This is a genomic window from Paenibacillus sinensis (assembly GCF_019904155.1).
In the GTDB taxonomy this organism is placed as follows: Bacteria; Bacillota; Bacilli; order Paenibacillales; family Paenibacillaceae; genus Paenibacillus_AQ; species Paenibacillus_AQ sinensis.
The window spans coordinates 53,396-73,626 of the sequence record NZ_JAHCMB010000116.1 but is presented as its reverse complement, the minus strand read 5'-3'; the positions used below and the strand labels follow the sequence as shown (position 1 = coordinate 73,626).

23 protein-coding genes and 1 other RNA gene are annotated in these 20,231 nt (G+C 52.5%); 10 read left to right on the top strand and 14 right to left on the bottom strand.

Annotation, left to right across the window (positions count from 1 at the left end; all coding sequences use genetic code 11):
• Positions 1 to 64 precede the first annotated feature (64 nt).
• Complete coding sequence (locus KIH86_RS11635) at positions 65 to 526, top strand: DinB family protein (protein ID WP_223088561.1); 462 nt, start codon at positions 65 to 67, stop codon at positions 524 to 526.
• 56 nt (positions 527 to 582) lie between these two features.
• Here KIH86_RS11635 and KIH86_RS11630 read toward each other — a convergent pair whose 3' ends face one another.
• From KIH86_RS11630 to pepF, 4 genes are all read right to left on the bottom strand, one after another.
• A complete protein-coding gene (locus tag KIH86_RS11630) occupies positions 583 to 1,344 on the bottom strand; it encodes an aminoglycoside adenylyltransferase domain-containing protein (RefSeq protein WP_235775376.1) in 762 nt (253 codons plus the stop codon).
• Between the two features lie 92 nt (positions 1,345 to 1,436).
• Positions 1,437 to 2,483 carry a M42 family metallopeptidase gene (locus KIH86_RS11625; protein WP_223088597.1) on the bottom strand — a complete coding sequence of 349 codons (1,047 nt, stop codon included), beginning with the start codon at positions 2,481 to 2,483 and terminating at the stop codon, positions 1,437 to 1,439.
• Between the two features lie 50 nt (positions 2,484 to 2,533).
• Positions 2,534 to 2,875, bottom strand: coding sequence for a LapA family protein (locus KIH86_RS11620; protein ID WP_223088560.1), 342 nt, complete (start codon positions 2,873 to 2,875; stop codon positions 2,534 to 2,536).
• 135 nt (positions 2,876 to 3,010) lie between these two features.
• The gene (gene pepF / locus KIH86_RS11615) at positions 3,011 to 4,801 is read right to left on the bottom strand and encodes an oligoendopeptidase F (protein ID WP_223088559.1); all 1,791 of its coding nucleotides are present in this window, start codon (positions 4,799 to 4,801) and stop codon (positions 3,011 to 3,013) included.
• Between pepF and KIH86_RS11610 the strand changes: the two genes are divergently transcribed.
• Positions 4,800 to 4,961, top strand: coding sequence for a hypothetical protein (locus tag KIH86_RS11610; RefSeq protein ID WP_223110483.1), 162 nt, complete (start codon positions 4,800 to 4,802; stop codon positions 4,959 to 4,961). The genes pepF and KIH86_RS11610 overlap by 2 nt on opposite strands.
• A 70-nt stretch (positions 4,962 to 5,031) precedes the next feature.
• Here the strand turns inward: KIH86_RS11610 and KIH86_RS11605 are convergent, their stop codons facing one another.
• Together KIH86_RS11605 and KIH86_RS11600 are read right to left on the bottom strand one after the other, a co-directional pair.
• Positions 5,032 to 5,205, bottom strand: a complete 174-nt coding sequence (locus KIH86_RS11605; protein WP_223088558.1) for a hypothetical protein — start codon at positions 5,203 to 5,205, stop codon at positions 5,032 to 5,034.
• Between the two features lie 2 nt (positions 5,206 to 5,207).
• Positions 5,208 to 5,441 (bottom strand): hypothetical protein, encoded by a 234-nt coding sequence (locus KIH86_RS11600; protein ID WP_223088557.1) that lies wholly within the window; start codon positions 5,439 to 5,441, stop codon positions 5,208 to 5,210.
• 169 nt (positions 5,442 to 5,610) lie between these two features.
• On the opposite strand from KIH86_RS11600, the gene KIH86_RS11595 reads away from it, so the two are divergent.
• Positions 5,611 to 5,808, top strand: a complete 198-nt coding sequence (locus KIH86_RS11595; protein WP_038695124.1) for a cold shock domain-containing protein — start codon at positions 5,611 to 5,613, stop codon at positions 5,806 to 5,808.
• Between the two features lie 201 nt (positions 5,809 to 6,009).
• Here KIH86_RS11595 and KIH86_RS11590 read toward each other — a convergent pair whose 3' ends face one another.
• A complete protein-coding gene (locus tag KIH86_RS11590; RefSeq protein ID WP_223088556.1) occupies positions 6,010 to 6,657 on the bottom strand; it encodes a nitroreductase family protein in 648 nt (215 codons plus the stop codon).
• 57 nt (positions 6,658 to 6,714) lie between these two features.
• Positions 6,715 to 7,998, bottom strand: a complete 1,284-nt coding sequence (locus KIH86_RS11585) for an MFS transporter (RefSeq protein ID WP_235775375.1) — start codon at positions 7,996 to 7,998, stop codon at positions 6,715 to 6,717.
• Between the two features lie 243 nt (positions 7,999 to 8,241).
• On the opposite strand from KIH86_RS11585, the gene KIH86_RS11580 reads away from it, so the two are divergent.
• Together KIH86_RS11580 and pfkA are read left to right on the top strand one after the other, a co-directional pair.
• Positions 8,242 to 9,324 carry a tetraprenyl-beta-curcumene synthase family protein gene (locus KIH86_RS11580; protein ID WP_235775374.1) on the top strand — a complete coding sequence of 361 codons (1,083 nt, stop codon included), beginning with the start codon at positions 8,242 to 8,244 and terminating at the stop codon, positions 9,322 to 9,324.
• Between the two features lie 24 nt (positions 9,325 to 9,348).
• Complete coding sequence (gene pfkA / locus KIH86_RS11575) at positions 9,349 to 10,320, top strand: 6-phosphofructokinase (RefSeq protein WP_223088555.1); 972 nt, start codon at positions 9,349 to 9,351, stop codon at positions 10,318 to 10,320.
• 119 nt (positions 10,321 to 10,439) lie between these two features.
• Here the strand turns inward: pfkA and KIH86_RS11570 are convergent, their stop codons facing one another.
• The 4 genes from KIH86_RS11570 to KIH86_RS11555 all read right to left on the bottom strand — a co-directional run bounded on the left by KIH86_RS11570 (position 10,440) and on the right by KIH86_RS11555 (position 14,674).
• On the bottom strand, positions 10,440 to 11,819 hold the full coding sequence (locus tag KIH86_RS11570; protein ID WP_223088554.1) for an MATE family efflux transporter: 1,380 nt from the start codon (positions 11,817 to 11,819) through the stop codon (positions 10,440 to 10,442).
• Between the two features lie 121 nt (positions 11,820 to 11,940).
• Positions 11,941 to 13,206: a putative glycoside hydrolase gene (locus KIH86_RS11565; RefSeq protein ID WP_235775373.1), complete on the bottom strand. Its 1,266-nt coding sequence runs from the start codon at positions 13,204 to 13,206 to the stop codon at positions 11,941 to 11,943.
• A gap of 282 nt (positions 13,207 to 13,488) precedes the next feature.
• Positions 13,489 to 13,677: a hypothetical protein gene (locus tag KIH86_RS11560; protein ID WP_223088553.1), complete on the bottom strand. Its 189-nt coding sequence runs from the start codon at positions 13,675 to 13,677 to the stop codon at positions 13,489 to 13,491.
• A gap of 175 nt (positions 13,678 to 13,852) precedes the next feature.
• The gene (locus KIH86_RS11555) at positions 13,853 to 14,674 is read right to left on the bottom strand and encodes a YitT family protein (RefSeq protein WP_223088552.1); all 822 of its coding nucleotides are present in this window, start codon (positions 14,672 to 14,674) and stop codon (positions 13,853 to 13,855) included.
• A gap of 337 nt (positions 14,675 to 15,011) precedes the next feature.
• On the opposite strand from KIH86_RS11555, the gene KIH86_RS11550 reads away from it, so the two are divergent.
• Entirely contained in the window at positions 15,012 to 16,658 is a 1,647-nt protein-coding gene (locus KIH86_RS11550; RefSeq protein WP_316503389.1) for a DEAD/DEAH box helicase, read from the top strand.
• 115 nt (positions 16,659 to 16,773) lie between these two features.
• On the opposite strand, the gene KIH86_RS11545 is transcribed toward KIH86_RS11550, so the two are convergent.
• Entirely contained in the window at positions 16,774 to 16,872 is a 99-nt protein-coding gene (locus KIH86_RS11545; RefSeq protein ID WP_223088550.1) for a YjcZ family sporulation protein, read from the bottom strand.
• Positions 16,873 to 17,047: 175 nt separating this feature from the next.
• On the opposite strand from KIH86_RS11545, the gene KIH86_RS11540 reads away from it, so the two are divergent.
• From KIH86_RS11540 to KIH86_RS11530, 3 genes are all read left to right on the top strand, one after another.
• Positions 17,048 to 17,899, top strand: a complete 852-nt coding sequence (locus KIH86_RS11540) for a YesL family protein (protein ID WP_223088549.1) — start codon at positions 17,048 to 17,050, stop codon at positions 17,897 to 17,899.
• Between the two features lie 71 nt (positions 17,900 to 17,970).
• A non-coding RNA gene (gene ssrS / locus KIH86_RS11535) (6S RNA) lies at positions 17,971 to 18,162 on the top strand.
• Between the two features lie 191 nt (positions 18,163 to 18,353).
• Complete coding sequence (locus KIH86_RS11530; protein ID WP_223088548.1) at positions 18,354 to 18,743, top strand: DUF1499 domain-containing protein; 390 nt, start codon at positions 18,354 to 18,356, stop codon at positions 18,741 to 18,743.
• Positions 18,744 to 18,911: 168 nt separating this feature from the next.
• On the opposite strand, the gene tpx is transcribed toward KIH86_RS11530, so the two are convergent.
• Complete coding sequence (gene tpx / locus KIH86_RS11525) at positions 18,912 to 19,430, bottom strand: thiol peroxidase (RefSeq protein ID WP_223088547.1); 519 nt, start codon at positions 19,428 to 19,430, stop codon at positions 18,912 to 18,914.
• Positions 19,431 to 19,562: 132 nt separating this feature from the next.
• On the opposite strand from tpx, the gene KIH86_RS11520 reads away from it, so the two are divergent.
• Complete coding sequence (locus KIH86_RS11520; protein WP_223088546.1) at positions 19,563 to 20,189, top strand: rhomboid family intramembrane serine protease; 627 nt, start codon at positions 19,563 to 19,565, stop codon at positions 20,187 to 20,189.
• The last annotated feature ends 42 nt before the right edge of the window (positions 20,190 to 20,231 follow it).

Sequence of the window (20,231 nt, the reverse complement as noted above, 5' to 3'; positions counted from 1 at the left end):
CTTTGTATATAACCGGAATACTTAGAGTTGAAGTTACGGGAAGAGAAGGGAATGAGCCAATGTTATGACATTGCAAGCGGAATCCGATCTGAAAAATCTGCTGCATGAAGTCCCGCGAAGATTTCGGCAGTTTGGCGATGAGGAAGTGAAGAAGCCCCGCGCCGAGGGCAAATGGTCGCGTCTTCAAGTATTGGGGCATCTGTGCGATTCTGCCATGAACAATCTCAATCGCTTCGTATCGATTCAGGGCCAGTCCGGGCCGCTGATTATTGCTCCATACAACCAGAATGTTTGGGTGGAAGCCGGGCGGTATAACGAAGCGTCTGCCGAAGAGGTTCTGGCGTTGTGGGTCAGCCTCAATCAATCGGTTCTGCGCGTGGTGTCCGGCCTGCCCGAATCGGTGCTGCCGCAGCTATGCCGTCTTCCTGACGGGACCGAGGTTAGTCTTGAATGGCTGATCGGGGACTATGTGGACCATCTGAAGCATCATTTGGAGCAGATTTTTCCCGGTGATCGGTGGGATTAGAGAGATTTATGAAAAACGGCATTTCAGAATTTTATATCTGAAGTGCCGTTTGATTTTTATTCGATGGATTGTTTAATTTCACTTATCATGTAGCTGGCAAAGACTTTTAACTTTTCAATATCAAATTCGGAATTATCTGCGGTTCCACAGTATTCATTAAGACAGCGTTGGATATCTTGACGATACTCTGAGGGCAATACACATATCCCCCACTCTCCACCTTCTTTTTTAGAAGACACAACCCCTTCTTTAAGAAAGTACAGCACTCGGCAAAGATTCAGTGTGAAATACACAGGCGATTCGATGATATCTGTTGACGCACTCTCTATATCTGAAAAGATTGACTTAACATAATACTGCTGATCAATTGGATAAAAAACCTCTCGAATTGCTTTGCCGTATAACTCAATCCCTCGATGATAGGCAACAACAATATGAGCTGCTAAGTCCGGGTCTTCAAATCCTCCGCAGATGTAATTCTCATCGGTTTGATATTTCTCTCGATGGTAGTCAGAGTAGTGAAACTCAAATGGTGTCGGGTAAAGAAAGTCTTTTAAGTAGGATTCCAGAATAATGCTTAACTCAATTCCACGTTCATTGGGCAAGCTTTCGTGGAGTGCTAGAAGTTTTTTTGCAATACGCTTACAATTTTCAGTTGATAGCTTCTCCTGAGCAACAATCAATAGGTCGATATCACTTTGATTGGGGTTGAAGCATCCCATTGCCAGAGAACCGTGTAGATAAACACCAACCAAATTACTGCCCATTTCCTCTTTAAACAACTCTACGGCACGATTTAAATAATACTGTGTGTCCAATTGTACCCCCCTAACCGAAGCATTTTCCTAATATTTTGCATCCGAAAAAGAGAACCCGGCCGCTTTCGGCAGGCCGGGCTGTATGGCATGTCTTAGTTCGCTCCCACGTAGGCGGCGAGCAGCTTGGCCGTATTAAGCACGGCCTGCTTATGTGTACGCTCCATGGAGTGGGACGCGTGGACCCCCGGGCCGATCAGTGCGGCCCGGATATTCGCTCCGCCACGGAGGGCGGCGGAAGCGTCCGATCCATAATGCGGATAAATGTCTACCGCATGGGCGATGCCGAGACCGTGAGCCAGGTCGATGAGCTTGCCGGTCATGATGTAATCGTACGGCCCCGAGGAATCCTTGGCGCAGATCGAGACATCTGTTTCCTTGCAGTTCAGGTCATCGCCCAGAACACCCATATCGACAGCGATCAGCTCGCTGATCTCGCCGGGTATCCAGGAAGCGCCGTGCCCGACTTCCTCGTAATTCGAGATGAGCAGCTTCAGATTATGCAGCGGTTTCCAGCCTTCACGCTTGATGCTCTCCAGCAGACCGAACAGGGCTGCTACGCTGGCCTTGTCGTCGAGATGGCGTGATTTGATGAACCCGCTCGGTGTAAACACCGGCCGCGCCTCGAACGATACGAAATCGCCGTGCCCGATGCCGAGCTTCAGCACATCGTCCTTGCTGTTAACGATTTCGTCGATGCGGACCATCATGTTCTCTTCCGCACGCTTGATGTCCCGGGCTTCGGCAGGGTATGCATGAGCGGAAGGACGAGTGGAAAGGATGGTTCCCGTGTAGGTCAGCCCGCTTCGGGTGTGAATCTGACAGTACTCATTCTCGATGCTGTACATCGTGAATCCGCCAACCGAGGTCAGGCGGAGCGTGCCGTCCGTGCGAATTGAACGAACCATTGCTCCCAGCGTATCGACATGGGCGCTCAGTCCGATGGTCCGGGACGGGTCGAGCCCGCCCACACTGAGGATCAGGCCGCCTTTTTCATTCCAGGACAGGGCGACACCAAGCGCAGCCGCTTCTTCAGCCAGGAGCTTCAGGATGGTGTGGGTGTAGCCGGTCGGGCTTGGCGTTTCCAGCAGCTTCTTGAGAATCGAAAGTATATAGGTTTCATTGGGTTGAATGGTTAGCACAGGCACACAAACAGCCTCCAATCTGATTCTGGGATGTAATCATATCTGCTTCAATTGTAAGTGGTCTTGGGGTCCGTAGCGAATCCGTCGGCGGACGGCATCTCGGACGGGACGGGTTGTGCCGTCTCCAATACGGCGAGTCTTCCCTGAGCTTCCGTCAACTCGGCAGTGAGAGCCTTAATTCTTCGCTGCTGCTTGTACCCCCGGAAGATTCCATAGAAACCGGCGATAATGGCACCGATCAGCGCGCAGCCGAGGATAACCAGAATCAGCGGGATCGAGATCAGGCTGAACCCGAAATTGACCTGCACGGGATCGACATTGATCACGGCGAAGAGGGCGACCAGCAGGGCAAAGAGCAGACCTAATATAATGGACCATTGATTTCTCATAAACTGCCTCCTTCAGGGCTGTATTCACGCAGATGTAATCACGGAAAAAGCCCATTCTTAAAACCCTTACCCCAAATTGGGGTAAGGGACGCGGCCATGACGGCCGGTCCGGGCGAACCCGGCCGGATGTCAGTATTACTTGGTCAGTTCTTCCATCTGCTCGATCACATTCTCGAAGACGCTCATCGCTTCGCGGATCGGCTCCGGTGACGACATGTCGACACCCGCTTTTTTCAGAATATTGATCGAATAGTCGCTGCCGCCGCTCTTCAGGAAGCCCAGGTAGCGGTCAACCGCCGGCTTGCCTTCCTCCAGGATTTGCTTGGAGAAGCTGGTGGCCGCCGAGAAGCCTGTCGCATATTTGTAGACATAGAAGCTGTTGTAGAAATGAGGGATGCGGGCCCATTCCATTTCGATATCTTTATCCACGACCATGTCCTTGCCGTAGTATTTCTCGTTCAGCTTGTAATAGATGTCCGACAGATCCTGCGGTGTAAGCGATTCGCCCTTCTCGGCGCGTTCATGCACGATTTTCTCGAACTCGGCGAACATCGTCTGACGGAACACCGTTGTGCGGAATTGATCGGCATAGTAGGTGAGCAGGTACATTTTCTCCTTCTTGTCGGTCGATTTCTCCAGCAGATAGTGCATCAGCAGCGCTTCGTTCGTAGTCGAGGCCACCTCTGCCAGGAAGATCGTATACTGCGCATCGCGGTATTTCAGCGTAGTGTCCGAATAGTAGGAATGAAGCGCGTGACCCATTTCATGCGCCAGCGTGAACATGCTGTTCAGGTTGTCGTTATGGTTGAGCAGCACGTACGGGTGCGTGCCGTAGGCTCCCCAGCTGTACGCGCCGGTTCGCTTATTCTCGTTCTCATAGACATCGATCCAGCCGTTGTCATAGCCTTCCTGGAGCGTCTTGAGATAGTCCTCGCCAAGCGGCTTCAGGCCTTCCTTCGTGATTTTCTTGGCTTCTTCAAAAGAAATGTCCAGCTTGTATTCATCCACCAGCGGAGCGAACAGATCGTACATATGCAGCTCGTCGACGCCGAGGAGCTTCTGGCGCAGCTTCATGTAGCGGTGCATCAGCGGCAGGCTCTCATGAATCGTGTCGATGAGGTTCGTGTACACCTCTTTGGAGATATTGTCGCCGAACAGGGACATTTCCAGAACGGACGGGTACTTGCGCACCCGCGAGTAGAAGACGTTCTTGTTGACGTTCGCGCTGAGCGTCGCGGCGATGGTGTTCTTCTGCTTGGCATAAGTGTCGTATACCGCTTTGAATGCGCTGCGGCGTACTTCGCGGTCCGGACTCTCCAGGAATTTGATGTAGCTGCCATGGGTCAGCTCCACTTCCTTGCCGTTCTCGTCCTTAATTTTGGGGAACTTGAGATCGGCGTTGTTCAGCATGCCAAAAATATTCTGCGGCGCCTGAGACAGCGTGCCGACTTGCGCGAGCAGCGCTTCTTCGGCTTTGGACAGGATATGTGCCTTCTGCCGCTTCATTTCGGTCAGGGTGAAGATGTAATCCGATAGAGCCTGGTCCGCAATGAACTCATCAAGCTTCTCGTTCGGCAGCGCCAAAATTTCCGGCGTTACATAGGAGAGAGCTTCGCCCGCATCGACGCTGAGTTTCTTCGCTTTCTGGGACAGTGCCTGATAGACGGGATCGGCAGTATCCTCGTCCTGACGCATATGCGCATATACATAGAGGCGTTCGGTCTTGAGAGACAAATCGTCGTCCAGTTCGAAGCATTCCTTCAGGGCGGCGGCATCTGTCAGCTTGCCCTGGAATTTGGAGGCTTCCTCGATCAGCTTCTTGGTTTCATCATAGGTCCGGTCCCATTCCTGCTGGTTCGCGAACATATCTTCCAGCTTCCAGCGGTTCTCTGCGGGCACTTCACTTCTCTTCAATAATTGTTCCATGGGAATCCTCCTTAAATGGTGGGATGAGTTCTGCGATGACTGCGGTCTGGCGGCGGCAGGGGAGATACTTCCCGGCAGCAGCGAGATCGCAAGCAGAATGGCGCAAGATTTGGCGGCGAAGGGCATGCTGGCGGCCTCCTGTTTCTATAGGTCCTCCTAGTATCCCCTTGCAGTCCGCTGGTTATGAATCGGTATAAGAGATCCTTGCCATTGCCCGGCCGCTTGCGGGATCAACCCGCCAGAAAGGCGACGATGACAAAGACGAAAGCCAGCGCAATCAGGATGACAGATATAAGTGCCAAAACCCGTCTCCATTTGGGATCAAGACGGTCTTTGGTCAAAATGAGCACGGCTCCTAGACAGAGAACGGCGACGATATAAATGACAAGACTTTCGTTGTTCATTCCTACACCTGCTTGAATGCCGCTATAATGCGAATGTATTCTTCTTCATTATCTTTATAGGATTCTTTGTTGAACCTATTGTGCACCCATTGCATCATCGCCGGCCGGCTCATGAAGGTATGCGTTTCTTCGCCCCATTGGTCCGAAATTTCCCGGAGGATGATATAACGTCCCTGGACTTCCACCGTCATCATATTCCATTTGTCCGTTTTGTAGATTTCGTGTTTTTTGATCATAGTAGTCCCACCCTGGCGATATTTGGTTTTGGGTAAATGATAACGCACCCGAGAAGGGAAAAGCAAATAAATTCACCGCGTATACCGCCGATGGATTGCTTTACCTGTTAGCTTGAAGTATAATGTAGATATTCGCCATATATGGCGGCATTTTTAGGAGGTTGTTCACTTGAAAGGTACAGTTAAATGGTTTAACGCAGAAAAAGGCTACGGCTTCATCCAAGTAGAAGGCGGCGAAGACGTATTCGTACATTTTTCCGCAATCCAGGGAGACGGCTTCAAGACTTTGGAAGAAGGCCAATCCGTTGAGTTCGAAATCACGGAAGGCAATCGCGGACCGCAGGCAGCTAACGTAATCAAACTGTAAGCCAAAGCCGAAGGGGTAATACCTTCGCTCTGAATATACTTGATTGAATAGGCTTCTGAACAAGGCGTTATCTCGCAACGTACGCTCAAGACACAGTTCCTCAGGAACTGTGTCTTCTATTTATTGAACCGTTTAAAGGCCCGGTTCTCTTCATTGAAGAGAACCGGGCCTTTAAACGTCTTGCTCCCATAGACCGCCTGTCTATTGAATCACAGTCAGGATGTCGTCGATTTCTTTGCGGGCAACGGATTTGGGATGAACGGCAGGATGCCCGAGCGCTACGGCCATATTGATCTGCCGATCCTCCGGTATGCTGAGATAGTGCCGCAGGTTGGACTCGGCCAAAAGCACGGGACCTGTCATTGGACAAGTAGCCAATCCCTTGGCATGGGCGGCGAGCATCAGATTCTGGATCGCAAGGCTGCTGCTCTTGATGCCTTCCTCTGCCCAAATTTCCGGACTTCCGAATTCCAGTGGATCGAAGATCCGTTCGCGGAATTTGGATGTATAAGGGGTAGCCAGGCAGATGATCAGGGCCGGTGCGCTGCCGAACGCCGTGGCATAGGGGCCGAAGGACTTGACCATCAGCTTCGCTTCCCGGGCAAGGCCGCGTTCTTCCGAAGAGGCCGCGATTTCATGAAGCCGCTCCCAGGTAAAGGCTTCAATGGCTTTAATCTTGTCGCGGTTCAGAACCGCAATGAACTCCCAGGTCTGTGAATTGGTATCGCTGGGCGCGTAGCGGGCGCAATCGATAATATCCCGGACATCTTCCAGCCGAATATCGTCGTCGCTGAAATCACGGATGCTGCGCCGCGAGACGGCCAGTTGTTTGAACTCTTCAAAGGTCATGACCGGATGCTCCTTCCGATATTGTAACCAGGTACTAATACCTGATGCTTAATACTATTATAGCGTAACTTTCCCCAGGTGAGAAGTTTCTCCTCCTTCGGGGCTATCAGGGAGCGGCTTGGCAAAGGGCACTGGTTCCCGGGCCGTCAAGATTGATGAACCTGCCAGCCAGCGCCGGGCCATAAATCCTGCGGCGGCGACCACCGCCAGCAGGGCGGCTGTCCGGTAGAACACGGTCATTCCCCAATGCTGATAAATCAGCCCGCCGAACGCTCCGCTTAAGAGTCCGGACAAGCTGGACCACATGACGGTATAGACCGCCATCCCGGTTGCACGCAGATGATCCGGGATCAGGCGTGTAATGTAGCGGACGGAGGTGACATAGAAGATGCCGAAAGTAACGCTGTGCATAAGCTGGATCAAAATAACGAGTACAGGCTGCTGGGCGGACGACATCAACAGAAATCTGAGTCCGAACATCAGGCACGCCACAACGAGCAGAGGGACTTCCTTGAATTTGTCGCCGTACTTGCCAAGCAGAAACAGCACCGGTATTTCGGACAGGGCGGAGGCGAGCAGCGCCCAGCCGATCAGTTCTTCCCCAGCTCCCAGGTGTTTCATGCTAACCGTCAGAAAGGCGTCGTTCATCCGGTAGCTGAGCGCAAGTACAAAGACGCATGCGAAGAACCAGATAACTTCTCTTCTTAGCAAAATAGCCCGCAGCCCCTTCGCAGCATCCGGTGTACGGTCAGCTTCATCAGCTGTCTTTCGGGAGCGTTTCCGACCGGCATCTCGCAGCAGAAGAGCAATGCCCAGGGATACGGCTATAATGATCGTGCACAGCGTTATGCTCCAGGATATACCGAGAGAACGCAGCAAATAGCCCATCGACAGCGCGAAGAAGGCGTATCCAAGGGAGCCGAACAGACGAATGGTAATGAAATTGCGTCCCCGCCGTTCCGCAGTCTGGATGGCCATTGTGTCTGCAAGCGGATAGACCGGGTAATAGAAGAAATAAAAGCAGGATAGGATAACCATAACGGTTGAAAATTCTGTTGCCTGAGAGAGGAGCAGCGCGGTAACAAGTTGGCCCGCCAGCAGAATGAACATGATTTTGCGAACGGTTCCCAGCCGGTCGCTTAACATGCTCCAGAAGAGATTGGACAGCATGGAGATCAGCGGACCGATGGAGTAGAGTACTCCGACCTGGGCGCTGCTGAAGCCGAGGTGGCTGTAAAAGAGCGGGAAATAGGACAGCGCGAGCACGCAAGTCCCGTAAATGGCGAACATGAAGAATCGCAGCCAGTTCTGGTCGGCGAAGCCTCCATCTTGCTGCTGCATCAGAAACACCTTCCCGAAATCCGCTCAGTGTGTAAACCTGAAGTAAAATTCATGTAAAAATACACTCCCCGGAATGAAATACGGTTAGTATAACATAAAGTACTTTGGATTAGGGATGCGCTTTCTATTCTCTTAGATTTTGCAGGGCGCTCTGAAAGTGATTTTGTTGTTTGTACTAACGTTTGACTCATATTATAATGATTATGATTTGGATAAGGAGACAACAATGTGGAGGCACCGTCATTGAGTGAATTTGAGCAAGGCCGTCCCTCAAGCCCGCGCGGCCCGATTGGGTTAATGAGCAGAGTCTACAGATATGTCCTGCCTGAGGTGGAAAGCTGCCTGAATCTATGGCGTAAAGATGCGGAAGGGATTCCCGATCCCGAGCTTCGAAGACAAGCGCTCGCAAGCATAGAGACGAAGAAGTTTCATTGTCAGGGTGGAGGCGTGTATGCTGCGGGCAATCTGCCCATGAGGCATATCCTCATCCCGCTGATTGTGGCTTACCAGACGATCAGCGATTACCTGGATAACCTGTGCGACCGAAGCACATCCATGGACCCGGAGGATTTCCGGCTGCTGCACCGGTCGATGCTGGACGCCGTTACGCCCGGCGCCGAGCCCGTTAATTACTACGCACTTCGCGCCGAGCAAGATGACGGCGGTTACCTGCATCGTCTGGTTCGCACCTGCCAGGATATGATTGGGAAGCTTCCCGGATATGCCTCTGCGGCCCAGGAGATTTACGATTTGGCCGAACTGTATACTGATCTGCAGGTATATAAGCATATTCGTCCGGATTTAAGGGAAGCCGCACTTCAGAAATGGTGGGAGGAGAAGCGAAGCCGGGCGCCGCATTTATATTGGAATGAATTTGCGGCGGCGACGGGATCGACGCTGGGTGTTTTCATGCTGTTTCTGGCCTCCTGCGATTCCAGGCTGGAGAAGGCGGACGCTTCCTTGATCAGGGCTGGTTATTTTCCGCATTTATGCTGCCTGCATATTATGCTGGATTATTTGATCGACCAGGATGAAGACCGCGCCGGCGGCGATCTGAATTTTTGCAACTACTATGACAGTACGGAAACGATGCTGAATCGGATTGCTTCCATAGTGGAGTGGGCACGGAAAGATGTCCTGAACATACCTGACACGCCCCTGCACCGTATGGTCATTGAAGGGCTGCTGGCATTGTATTTATCCGATCCGAAAGTAAGCGAACAACGGGAGGTTCGCACTGTATCCAAGAAGCTGATGAAGAGAAGCCCGCTGACCCGGCTCTTCTTCTTCGCGAACAGCCGCTGGATACGCAAGCATTTGTATTAGCATTTTAAGGAGGAAACCATTCGTATGGCAGAAGTAAAGAAAATCGCAGTATTGACCAGCGGCGGAGACTCGCAGGGCATGAACGCCGCCGTTCGCGCCGTTGTGCGCAGCGCCCTTTTCTTCGGGGTTGAAGTGTACGGCATTCAGCGGGGATATCAGGGACTTCTGAACCGTGATATCTTCCCGATGGATATCCGCAGTGTAGGCGACATCATTCAGCGCGGGGGCACCATTCTGCAGTCCGCACGATGTCTGGAATTCCTGAAGCCTGAGGGCCAGCAGAAGGGCGCCGATATCTTGCGTGAGTACGGAATCGACGGTCTTGTTGTTATCGGCGGCGACGGCTCATACAACGGTGCCAACAAGCTGAGCAAGCTTGGCATCAAGACCATGGGTCTGCCGGGCACGATCGACAATGATATCTCGTTCACCGACTACACGATCGGTTTCGACACAGCTGTTAGCATTGTGGTAGACGCTATTAACAAGCTACGCGACACCATGTCCTCTCATGAACGCTCTTCCGTTGTTGAGGTTATGGGACGCCATTGCGGCGACATCGCTCTTCACGCAGGACTGGCTTCGGGAGCCGAGACAATTCTGGTGCCGGAAATGCCATACGATTTGGATGAAGTCGCCGACCGGATGAAAGAGAACTTTGCCAAAGGCAAGCGCCACAGTATCGTTATTGTGGCCGAAGGCGTAGGCAAAGGGGAAGATATCGCACAAGCGCTCAAGGAACGCCATGCTTCCATCGACGCCCGTGTTACGGTGCTGGGTCATATCCAGCGCGGCGGTAGCCCGACTCCAGCTGACCGAAACCTGGCGAGCCGTCTTGCTGATTTCGCCGTCCGCAAGATGATCGAAGGCGAATCGGGCAAAGCCTGCGGCATGATCAAGGGCGAGCTTGTGCTTACAGATATCGATCAAGTCGTGAATACGAAGAAAGATTTCAATGTAGAGCTGTACAACCTGGCCTCCCGTCTTTCTCAATAACCATTTCTTCGGATCTGAACAGGAAGGACCTGTCCATCACCTTGGGTGTCGGACAGGTCCTTTTTTTGCGCGTATCAAGTTCGGAGCTCATTTCCTCATGTAATCTGAATTGAAGAGGTCTATTTCTGCACGGCTGTTGATCCAAGGACATGCTCCGATGCGAAGTGCCGCTGAACGGTCACCAGACGTCCCAGCAGCAGTGCGGCGCCGATGGCGAGTCCTGCGATCAGGCCGATCCAGTAGCCGAAGGCGCCCATGGATGTATGCTCGGCCAGCACATAGCCGATGGGAAGCCCGAGAATCCAGTAGGCAATGAAGCAAATAATGAATGCGGGATTCACATCTTTATAACCGCGCAGAACACCCTGAGTCGGTGTGGCGATGGCGTCCGAAATCTGGAAGAAGATCGCATAGATCAGAAATTGCTTGATCAGCGAGATCACTTTGGGGTCGGTGGAATACAAACCGGCCACATGCCGTCCGGCGAACAGCAGCACGAGCGCCGTCACGAGGGACATAGCGGCGGCGGTGCCAATTCCGAGTACACTGTATTGGCGGGCGTCCTTCAACCGCCCGGAGCCCGCTTCGTAGCCGACCAGTATCGTCAAGCTCATGCAAATACTGAGCGGGATCATATACAGAGTGGAGGCGAAGTTGATTGCGGCCTGATGGGCAGCGATCGTTACAGTATCGAACCGGCTCATGAGCAGAGTAACCGCTGAGAAGACGGCTGTCTCGAAGAAGATGGAGAAGCCGATAGGCACGCCGATTTTCAGCTGGTCCTTGAACGCCGAGAGCGATGGAGCGTAGAAACGCCGCAGCGCCTTTAAGCCCTTGAAAGGCTCAGACCGGTACACGAACAGCAGTGCAACGGCGAAGATTACCCAATAGGTGATTGCAGACGCGACGCCGGCTCCGACCCCGCCAAGCTTGGGGAAGCCCCAATAGCCAAAGATCAGCAGGGCGTTCAGGCCAACATTGACCGGCAGGGCAATAAGCGTAATGAACATGGACACCCGGGTCTGGCCGGTAGCGTCGATGAAGCTGCGCAGAACCGTATAAGCGAACAGCGGAATGACTCCGAATGAGATGGATATCAGAAAGCGGAAAGCGATTCTGCGCACATCAGGCTCCAGATTCATAAAGTCCAGAATGGGTCTGAGTACAAGCGCTCCTCCAGCCAGCACAAGCGCCGATACGGCAAGCGACAGCCAGATGCCCTGCATGACTTGCGGAGCCACGTCGCTTTCGCGTTTTTTGCCGAGCAGCTGGGAGACGATCGGCGTCAGACCGATCAGAATTCCGTTCAGACCTGTCTGAACAGGAATCCAAAGGCTTGTGCCGATGGCAACGCCTGCCAGGTCGGCGGTACCGAAGCGCCCCGACATATTCGTATCGAAGAAGGTGATGGCTGAGAGCGCAATCTGGGTGACGAATATCGGGAAGAAAATATGCAGAAACTGGGTCGTTTTTTGCGACAAAGAAGATGTGGATTTCATAAATTATGCCTCGTTATCTGTGAGATTGACGGATTACCCAATAAAGAACCCGGCTGCGTCGCCGGGTTCCGGGTCAAATCCTATTAATGAAAGGATAAGCTTGGATAAAGAGCGGTAATCTTTATTTTTCGTAATCGACACCAGCTGAATACCGGTTATTTGCATTCCAGAGCAGGAATTCGTCAACATTCTCTTCCTTCAGGGCGCGGATCTGATCCTCAACCTGCTGCTTGCCGTATTTGATGTAATGGCCGCTGCCAAGCCAGCTTGCGGTAAAGTCCTGAATCCACGGCCGGATCGTCGGTTTATAGCTGCCGAGCGGGTCCAGCTTCTTGTGGGTATCCACCATGGAGCCTTTAATCGTCGCGTATGGATTCTTATCCGGATCCTTCACGTTGAACCAGCCCGTCGAGTAATGGCTTGGATAGATCATTGGACTGATGACATCGACATTCTTGGAGATCTTCACAAAGTCCTGGCCGATGCCTTCCGCAGCCGGTACCGAAGCGGCGTAGCCGAAGATGTCCACCGAGACTCTCACACCGAGTGGATTTAGCTCCTGCTTGGCGTATTTGACGAAGTCGCCTACGATATCCACCCTGCTCTTGCCCGGGACCTTCGTATATTTCAACGAGTCGGCCCGCTTCTCGAAGCCTTCCGGGAACCGGACATAGTCGAACTGGATTTCCTTGAAGCCCAGCTTGACGGCTTCCTTCGCGATATCGACATTGTATTTCCATACCGCTTCATTATATGGGTTGACGAAGCTGTCACCTTTGCTGTTGCTCCAGACGGAGCCGTCGCTCTTGACGAACGACAATTCGGGATTCTTCTTCGCCAGAACGGTATCTTTAAACACCACAATCCGGGCGATCGGGTATACATCATGTTTCTTGAGCCGTTCCATCAGTTTGTTGATATCTCCGATAAAAGGCTGCGGCTTGCCGAGCTTCTGCAATTCGGCATTATCCGTCTTGTACGTGATATAGCCGGCGTCATCCTTGATATCGATGACCATGGCGTTCAGCTCTGTCTTGTCGATCAGGTCCATCAGTGTATCCATCCGTGATCCGCCCGCGCTGTAGGCCGTTACGTATATCCCCTTGACCTTGGGTGCATCCGGCTGCGGATCGGGCAGCGGAGCAGCGGTTCCGGCATCCGGTGATGCCGCAGGCGAAGCCGAAGCGGATGGAGCAGCAGTGGCGCTTCCGGCGGTGTTCCCAGAGTTCGCGCTGGAGGCCGCAGTCCCCGGAGTTGTGGTTTGGCTGACGGCAACGGCTGTATTGGTGGCGGACTTTAGTACGGCTGCAACATCCGTGTTATGAGCCGGTTGCTGCACGCCGACACCTCCCAGGGCCACCATCAATATAGCCCATGTGATATTCATTTGTTCTCTCTCCTTTTATGTACGTTGCTTAAATTATATAAGAACAGTTTCCTTTTTAAAGAACAACTTTGTAATCAAAATGGTTGAACATGGTTTCGATTCTGCAAGGCTCCTGTATGACTATCCCGATTTTACGGTACTTTGTTTTTTTAAACCGGGGGCAGCGGATATAAACGTTATTTTTCAAAATTGCGGAAGCAGGAAGGTCCCTGACAAAGTAAAAGCCGCCTAACCGGTCTATCGGCCGGTCAAGCGGCAACCTAAAGCTACGTACTGCTGTACTTAATGAAGATACGCAGAATCCTGATGCTCGCAAATGCTGTACTGAATGATGTCCATCGCATCAGCAGAGTCCAGTATGCTCAGCCCATCCCGCAGAACGATCATGGAATCGAGTTCGTCCTGCTTGAGAAACGGCATCATATCCGGATACCACTTCATGACGATTGCTGACAGTTTTACCGTTTCCATTTCCACAGTAATCACCCTTTCCTTTTTCGAATGTTGCTGAACTTGCATTCAGGTTTCACCCAAAAAAACGACAAGTGCCTGGAATAGAGGGCAAAGCAGAATCTTCATGATTATTGTATTGCGTCTGAACATTTTCAATATATCACAATTTTTAATCAAGTGCATCCATTAACCGTTATCCTTTTCGGAAAGAACCCATCACGCCGACGGTTTCAACAATATTGACAAAGGCTTGAGGATCGCTGTTCTTGACAATCCGCTTCAGCTCGACCAGCTCGTAGCGGGTCGTTACGGTCATAAGCATATCCTTCTCTGTATGAGAGTATGCGCCTTCGGTCCGGATCTTCGTGACGCCTCGCTGAAGGGCGAGCAGCTCATGGAGCATTTCATCGGTACGGTTCGTCACGATAAAGACCGTCACCTTGATGTGGCTGATGTGGATGAAATCGACCACACGTCCGGTTACATACATGGACAGCATGGAAGCAAGCGCGATATTCCAGTTGTTCTCCAGATAGCCTGCCGCCAGGATGACAAGCGCATTAAGCGACACGAGCACGCTTCCGATCGGGAAGTCCCGGCGCCGGCTGATGATCGAGCCCAGAATATCGAAGCCACCCGACGAACCGCCGGCCCGAAATGAAATGCCGCTTCCGATGCCGACAAGAACGCCGCCGAAGACGGCGGCGAGTAAGGTGTCTGAAACCAGAGGCTTGACGGGAATCAGTTCAATCAGCCAGGTAGCCGCGGCGACGGAAGCTATGCTCAGGATGATGAACCGCCGTCCGAGCTGGAACCAGCCCGCAAGAAGCAGCGGAATATTGAGAAGGAGATAGAGCAGGCTGACGCTTAGGGGCGTAAAGTAGCTGACGAGCATGGCCAGACCGGATACACCGCCGCTTAGCAAGCGAACCGGTATGAGAAACAGATTGAAGCCGGCCGCAATCAATGCGGAGCCGAATACAACGGCAAGAAGGCTTAAGAGGTATCGTGGCAAGCAGAAATCACCTTCCAAAAGTAGTTGTAAACAGAAATGTAAAACATGCAAAAATCATTGAAAGGAACACACTGGCTTTCCTCTTTATTGTTGTGATATAATGTATAGGATATTCTTGAGTAGAGCGTTACAATGAACATTTTGCATTGTTTCGATATATAAGCCGCGAGCGGATTCGGACTTATTGGAGCACACGACGATTGGGCGGTGAGCCGCCCCTTAACGCGAAACTATGCAGAGTTTCCGACAAGATTGGACAGTCTATAAACGATTGCCGCTACTTAAGAATACAGACAAGTATGTGGAATGTCCACTATATAGAAGGAGCATGGATAATTTGAAAACATTCGCAGAATTCGACTTGGAACCGAAGGTGTTGCAAGCTATTACAGAGCTTGGATTTGAGGAGGCAACACCGATTCAGTCCCAGTCTATCCCGATCGCTCTCACCGGAAGCGACCTGATTGGACAAGCTCAGACCGGTACAGGCAAGACGGCAGCTTTTGGCATCCCGCTTATCTCCAAAATCGCCCGTGAGGAAGAGAAGATTGTGGCTCTCATCATGACCCCAACCCGCGAGCTGGCTATCCAGGTAGCGGAAGAAATCGGCAAGCTGAGCCGCTTCAAAGGTATCCGTTCCCTGCCGATCTACGGCGGGCAGGATATCGGCCGCCAGATTCGCGGACTGAAGAAGAAACCGCAGATCATCATCGGTACACCGGGACGTCTTCTTGACCACATTAACCGCAAAACGATCCGTCTTGACGATGTGCAGACCGTTGTGCTTGACGAAGCGGACGAAATGCTGGATATGGGCTTCATGGAGGACATCCAGTCCATCCTGAAGCTTGTGCCGGAAGAGCGCCAGACGATGCTGTTCTCGGCAACGATGCCGCCGAACATCCAGCGTCTCGCCCAACAGTTCCTGAAGAATCCGGAGCATGTCTCCGTTATTCCGAAGCAGGTTAGCGCACCACTGATCGACCAGGCGTACATCGAAGTACCGGAGCGCCAGAAATTTGAAGCGCTCAGCCGCCTGATCGACATGGAATCGCCTGAGCTGGCAATCGTATTCGGACGCACGAAGCGCCGGGTTGACGAGCTGTCCGAAGCTCTGCAGAAGCGCGGCTATTCCGCCGACGGTCTTCACGGCGACCTGTCGCAGAACCAGCGCGACGCCGTAATGCGCAAGTTCCGCGACGGCAGCATCGACGTGCTCGTTGCGACTGACGTTGCAGCGCGCGGTCTGGACGTATCCGGCGTAACGCATGTTATCAACTTCGACCTGCCGCAGGACCCGGAGAGCTATGTTCACCGGATCGGCCGTACAGGCCGTGCAGGCAAAGAAGGCACCGCATGGTCGTTCGTGACTCCGCGCGAGATCGACCATCTTCGCCTCATTGAGCGTGTAACCCGTCACCGGATTACCCGCAAGCCGCTGCCTACGATGGCTGAAGCAATCGAAGGCAAGCAGCGCGTCACGGCCGAGCGCCTGATGGATACAATGGAGAATGCCGAACTGAACGAATACAAAGGCATCGCCATCCAGCTGCTGGAGCAGTACGATTCCGTTCAACTGCTGTCCGCAGCCATGAAGCTGCTGACCGGCGAGAAGAAGGATTCGGAGATCCAGCTGACTCCGGAGGAGCCAATCCGTGTGAAGCGCCGCGGTGGCAAGCATGATCTGCGCAGCGGCCGCAAGCCGAATGGCGGATACAGTGGACGCGGCGGATACGGCAGTGGCAGCGGCGGATATCGCGGCGGCAACCGTGAGGGAGGCAATCGCGACGGCGGCAATCGCGAAGGCGGAAGCCGCGACGGCGGAAACCGCGGCGGATACAGCAGCGGCGGCTACAAGGGCAGCCGTGATGGCGGCAGCCGCGATGGCTCGAGCTACCGGGGCGGCGGCGACCGCAACAAATTCCAGCGTCCGGAGGGCGGCGAACGCCGCGCGCCGAAGCGTGAGGACTCTTACGATATCTAAGAACAGGTTCCGGTTCCTTAACGGAAGCTTTCATTCACAGCAAAAGACGGTGCGCATGCTGCGCACCGTCTTTTTTTAACTGGAAATATAAGAAGTGCATGCTCTGCTGATGGTACTAGATGAAGAATGTGCGGCTGACGATTACCAGAAGAATGAACAGAACCAGGATTGTACCGGTCGATGTGAAGCCAAAGCATCCAACGGGTGCTGTCATGAGTTTACCCTCCTTCTGAAAAACGGATATATGGGGATTACGGTTCTAATATATGGCCGGGTTTCCCGGTCTGCTTAGATGAGTGCCCAGCCGGCGAAACATGGGCTATGGAAATGTTCCCTTCAAATAAGGTATAGTTAGGATATGCAGTAGTGAGTAGACAGGGGGAAGAATTGTGGAGTTCAAAGGAGCAATGGGTGGACTATACCGCCTTACGGAGTGGATATCCCGAATAGCGTTCAGCAATGTGATATGGGTGTTGTGTTCATCTCCGTTTATCTTTTTTCTGGTGTTGAAACTGATCATGATGGCTTCCGGCCAAGGCGGCGCGGATGAGCAGATCACGTTGAACTGGGCGATTGCCCTGACGGCGCCGTTTACCGTATTTCCGGCAACTTCGGCATTGTTCACGGTTGTCCGCAAATGGGTAATGGGCAATACGGATGTCGGTACGTTCAAGACTTTTTTCTCGGGCTATAAGGAGAACTACAAGAAGAGCATGGCCGGAGGCGCCATTTACACGCTGATGTTCGTTGTGATGTACGTGGATGTAACGGTATACATGAACAGAATGCCCAATTTCAGAATCATCGGCATCCTGATGCTGGTGCTGATGATCCTCATGACGATTTCGATGTTCAATTTCTTCTCGATCGTCGTGCATTACCAGATGGGCTTCAAGCAGGTGATGATCAACTCGATTCTGCTGACCATCGCCCGTCCAATCCGGGTGTTCAGCACACTGATCGGCGCCGTTGTTCTTGGATTTATCGGGACGAAATATCCGGCTCTATTCTTCGTCGGAATCCCCTCTTTGATTGCGCTGTTCGCTTTCTTCAACTTCTACGCGACGTACAACAAGCTCCAATTGCAGGCCGAGGAGAAGAAACGGCGGGAAGAGGAAGAAGCGGCTGAAGCGCTTGAAGGCGATAATGCGGAAGAGGAGGACGGCGACGAAGCGGAGGATGACGCGGAAAAAGCCCGTCAGGCGAAGGATGTGGAGGATGAGGACCGCCCGAGAGTATGATGCAGGAAATCCGGTGTAAAATAAAGCGCATACAAGGTTTACTTTTTCGTAAAAACGCAATATAATTAGAACAAATCCTGCGATGTTCGTTATTGGCTGCTCGTTGTTTTGAACCAATGATAATGTCTTGGGAGATCTACATGAAGCGCAGCTGAAAGGCCCTGTCTATATGACAAGGGGACTTCAAAACCGCAACTGCGATCACCCACCTGCTATTGCAGGTTCAGAAGACAATGCAGTCGGACGGCATAGGCGGGTTTCCTTCAAACACAACGAAGCGTCCAGTTCTTCAGACCGAAGACTGGGCGCTTCTTTATGAGAATCAAGCCCTGTATGGGTTCAGTCTGCGCGTTGGCATCACGTTTTTTGAAGAATGGAGGGGGAATCCCTTTTGTTCCGCAGATAAGAATGTTACACTAACAATAGTGAACTTGGGATATGAGGAGGAAGTAAGTTGTCTTTAAAAAGAAACCTGGTCGGCTTGTTCCGCAGTCATGAAGGAACCAGCGACCGTGCCAAAGAACCTGCACTCAAAACGCGGTATTACAACCTCACCAAAGATAAAGGTTGGGAGGAAATCTCCTCCACCCTGAAGAAAATTCCCGGCTTCAAGGTGCTTCACGAGGTTCAATCCGTCGGAGAGATCATTTTGGAGAAGAAGACGGCTTTCGGCCGGACACTCGACATCACCGTATCGGTTCTGAACACCTCACCGTCGCGCTGCGCCGTCGACATCTATTCCGCCTCCCGCGGATCGCTCGGAGATCTGGGCGCCAATTACAGGGTCATTCAGCGGCTCTACGGCTCACTTGACAAGAAAATCGGCAAGCATAAGCTGGATTGAAGCGATACCGCCGGCCGGCTGCATCGGCGCTCTTTTGTATGCGCTTCTTTGGGATAAGCGCTCCTGCTGCCGCATGGGCTCTCGATTCAACACAAAAGCGGAGGAAGGCTCGGCCTTCTTCCGCTTTTTTAACCATGCATTTTGTTATGGAAGTGTTAAAATGGTGTCCTACAGCTGACCTTTCACTGCGCTGATCGCGGCTACGTAGTTCGGATGCTCGGACATTTCGGCCAAGTACTCGACATAGACGATTTTATCGTTCTTGTCCAGTACGAAGATAGACCGCATATCCAGCTTGAATTCCTTGATCAGGACGCCGTAAGATTTGCCGAACGCATTCTCCTTGTAATCGGAGAGTGTGATGACCCGGTCGATTCCGGCTGCTCCGCACCAGCGCGCCTGGGCAAACGGAAGATCGGCGCTTACCGTAAGAATGACCACCTCATCGCCGAGCTCGGCTGCTTCCGTGTTGAAACGCCGGGTCTGCGCGTCGCATACGCCGGTGTCCAGAGAAGGGACAACGCTGATCAGCTTCACTTTACCGCTGTAATCCTTCAGCGTGGCATCTTCCAGCAGATTTTTGCTGAGTACAAAATCGGGAGCCTGATCACCGGGACGAAGCTCCGGGCCTACAAGCGTAATGGGACTTCCTTTAAAAGCGGCAATGCCTGTTCTTTCCTGCGTCACGATAATTCCTCCTCGAAATTGGGAAATTGGATTGTTCCTGCCAAAGTAAATTATAATCATATTGACAAGATCCTGTCCAACCTGAACATTTCATACTGAGCTGACAGGTCGGACCGAGAGAAGGGTGACGCCATGATATTCATTCGCTACGAGAACTGGAGAAGCTATCTCAAGTATTATCCCGTGACCAGCATCATTCTGCTGATCAATCTGATCATGTTCCTTGTGCTGACCTTTAACGGAGGTTCCACCGATACGAATACGCTGCTTCGCTACGGCGCCATTGTCAATTCCGGCGACGAGCGGGGAGAGGTGTGGCGTTATATCGCGGCGATATTCCTGCATAACGGTTTCGAGCATCTTCTGTTCAACTGTTTCGCGCTGCTGGTCTTCATCCCTCCTCTGGAGCGCCTGATGGGCTGGTGGCGCTATGCGCTGCTATATGTGCTGGGAGGCGTGGCAGGCAATCTGGCTGCTGCCGGCATATGGGGCGACGCGATGAAAGAGGTTACCGTGTCTGTGGGCGCCTCAGGGGCTATTTTCGCCGCATATGGAGCGTATTTGTACATCGCACTCTTTCAGCGCTCTCTGATGGACGAGAATTCGCGCAAGACGCTGTTCTCGCTGCTGATCATCGGAGTCATCTCCTCGTTTATCACGCCGAACGTAAGCTGGGAAGCGCATATCGGAGGACTGATTGCCGGGTTTATTCTGTATGGGCTAATCATCCGGCTGTTTTCACTCCGGCGAAGCCGGTAAAGAGACTGGAGAGAGCCGCGATCAGGCGCGGAAGGGAGAGGA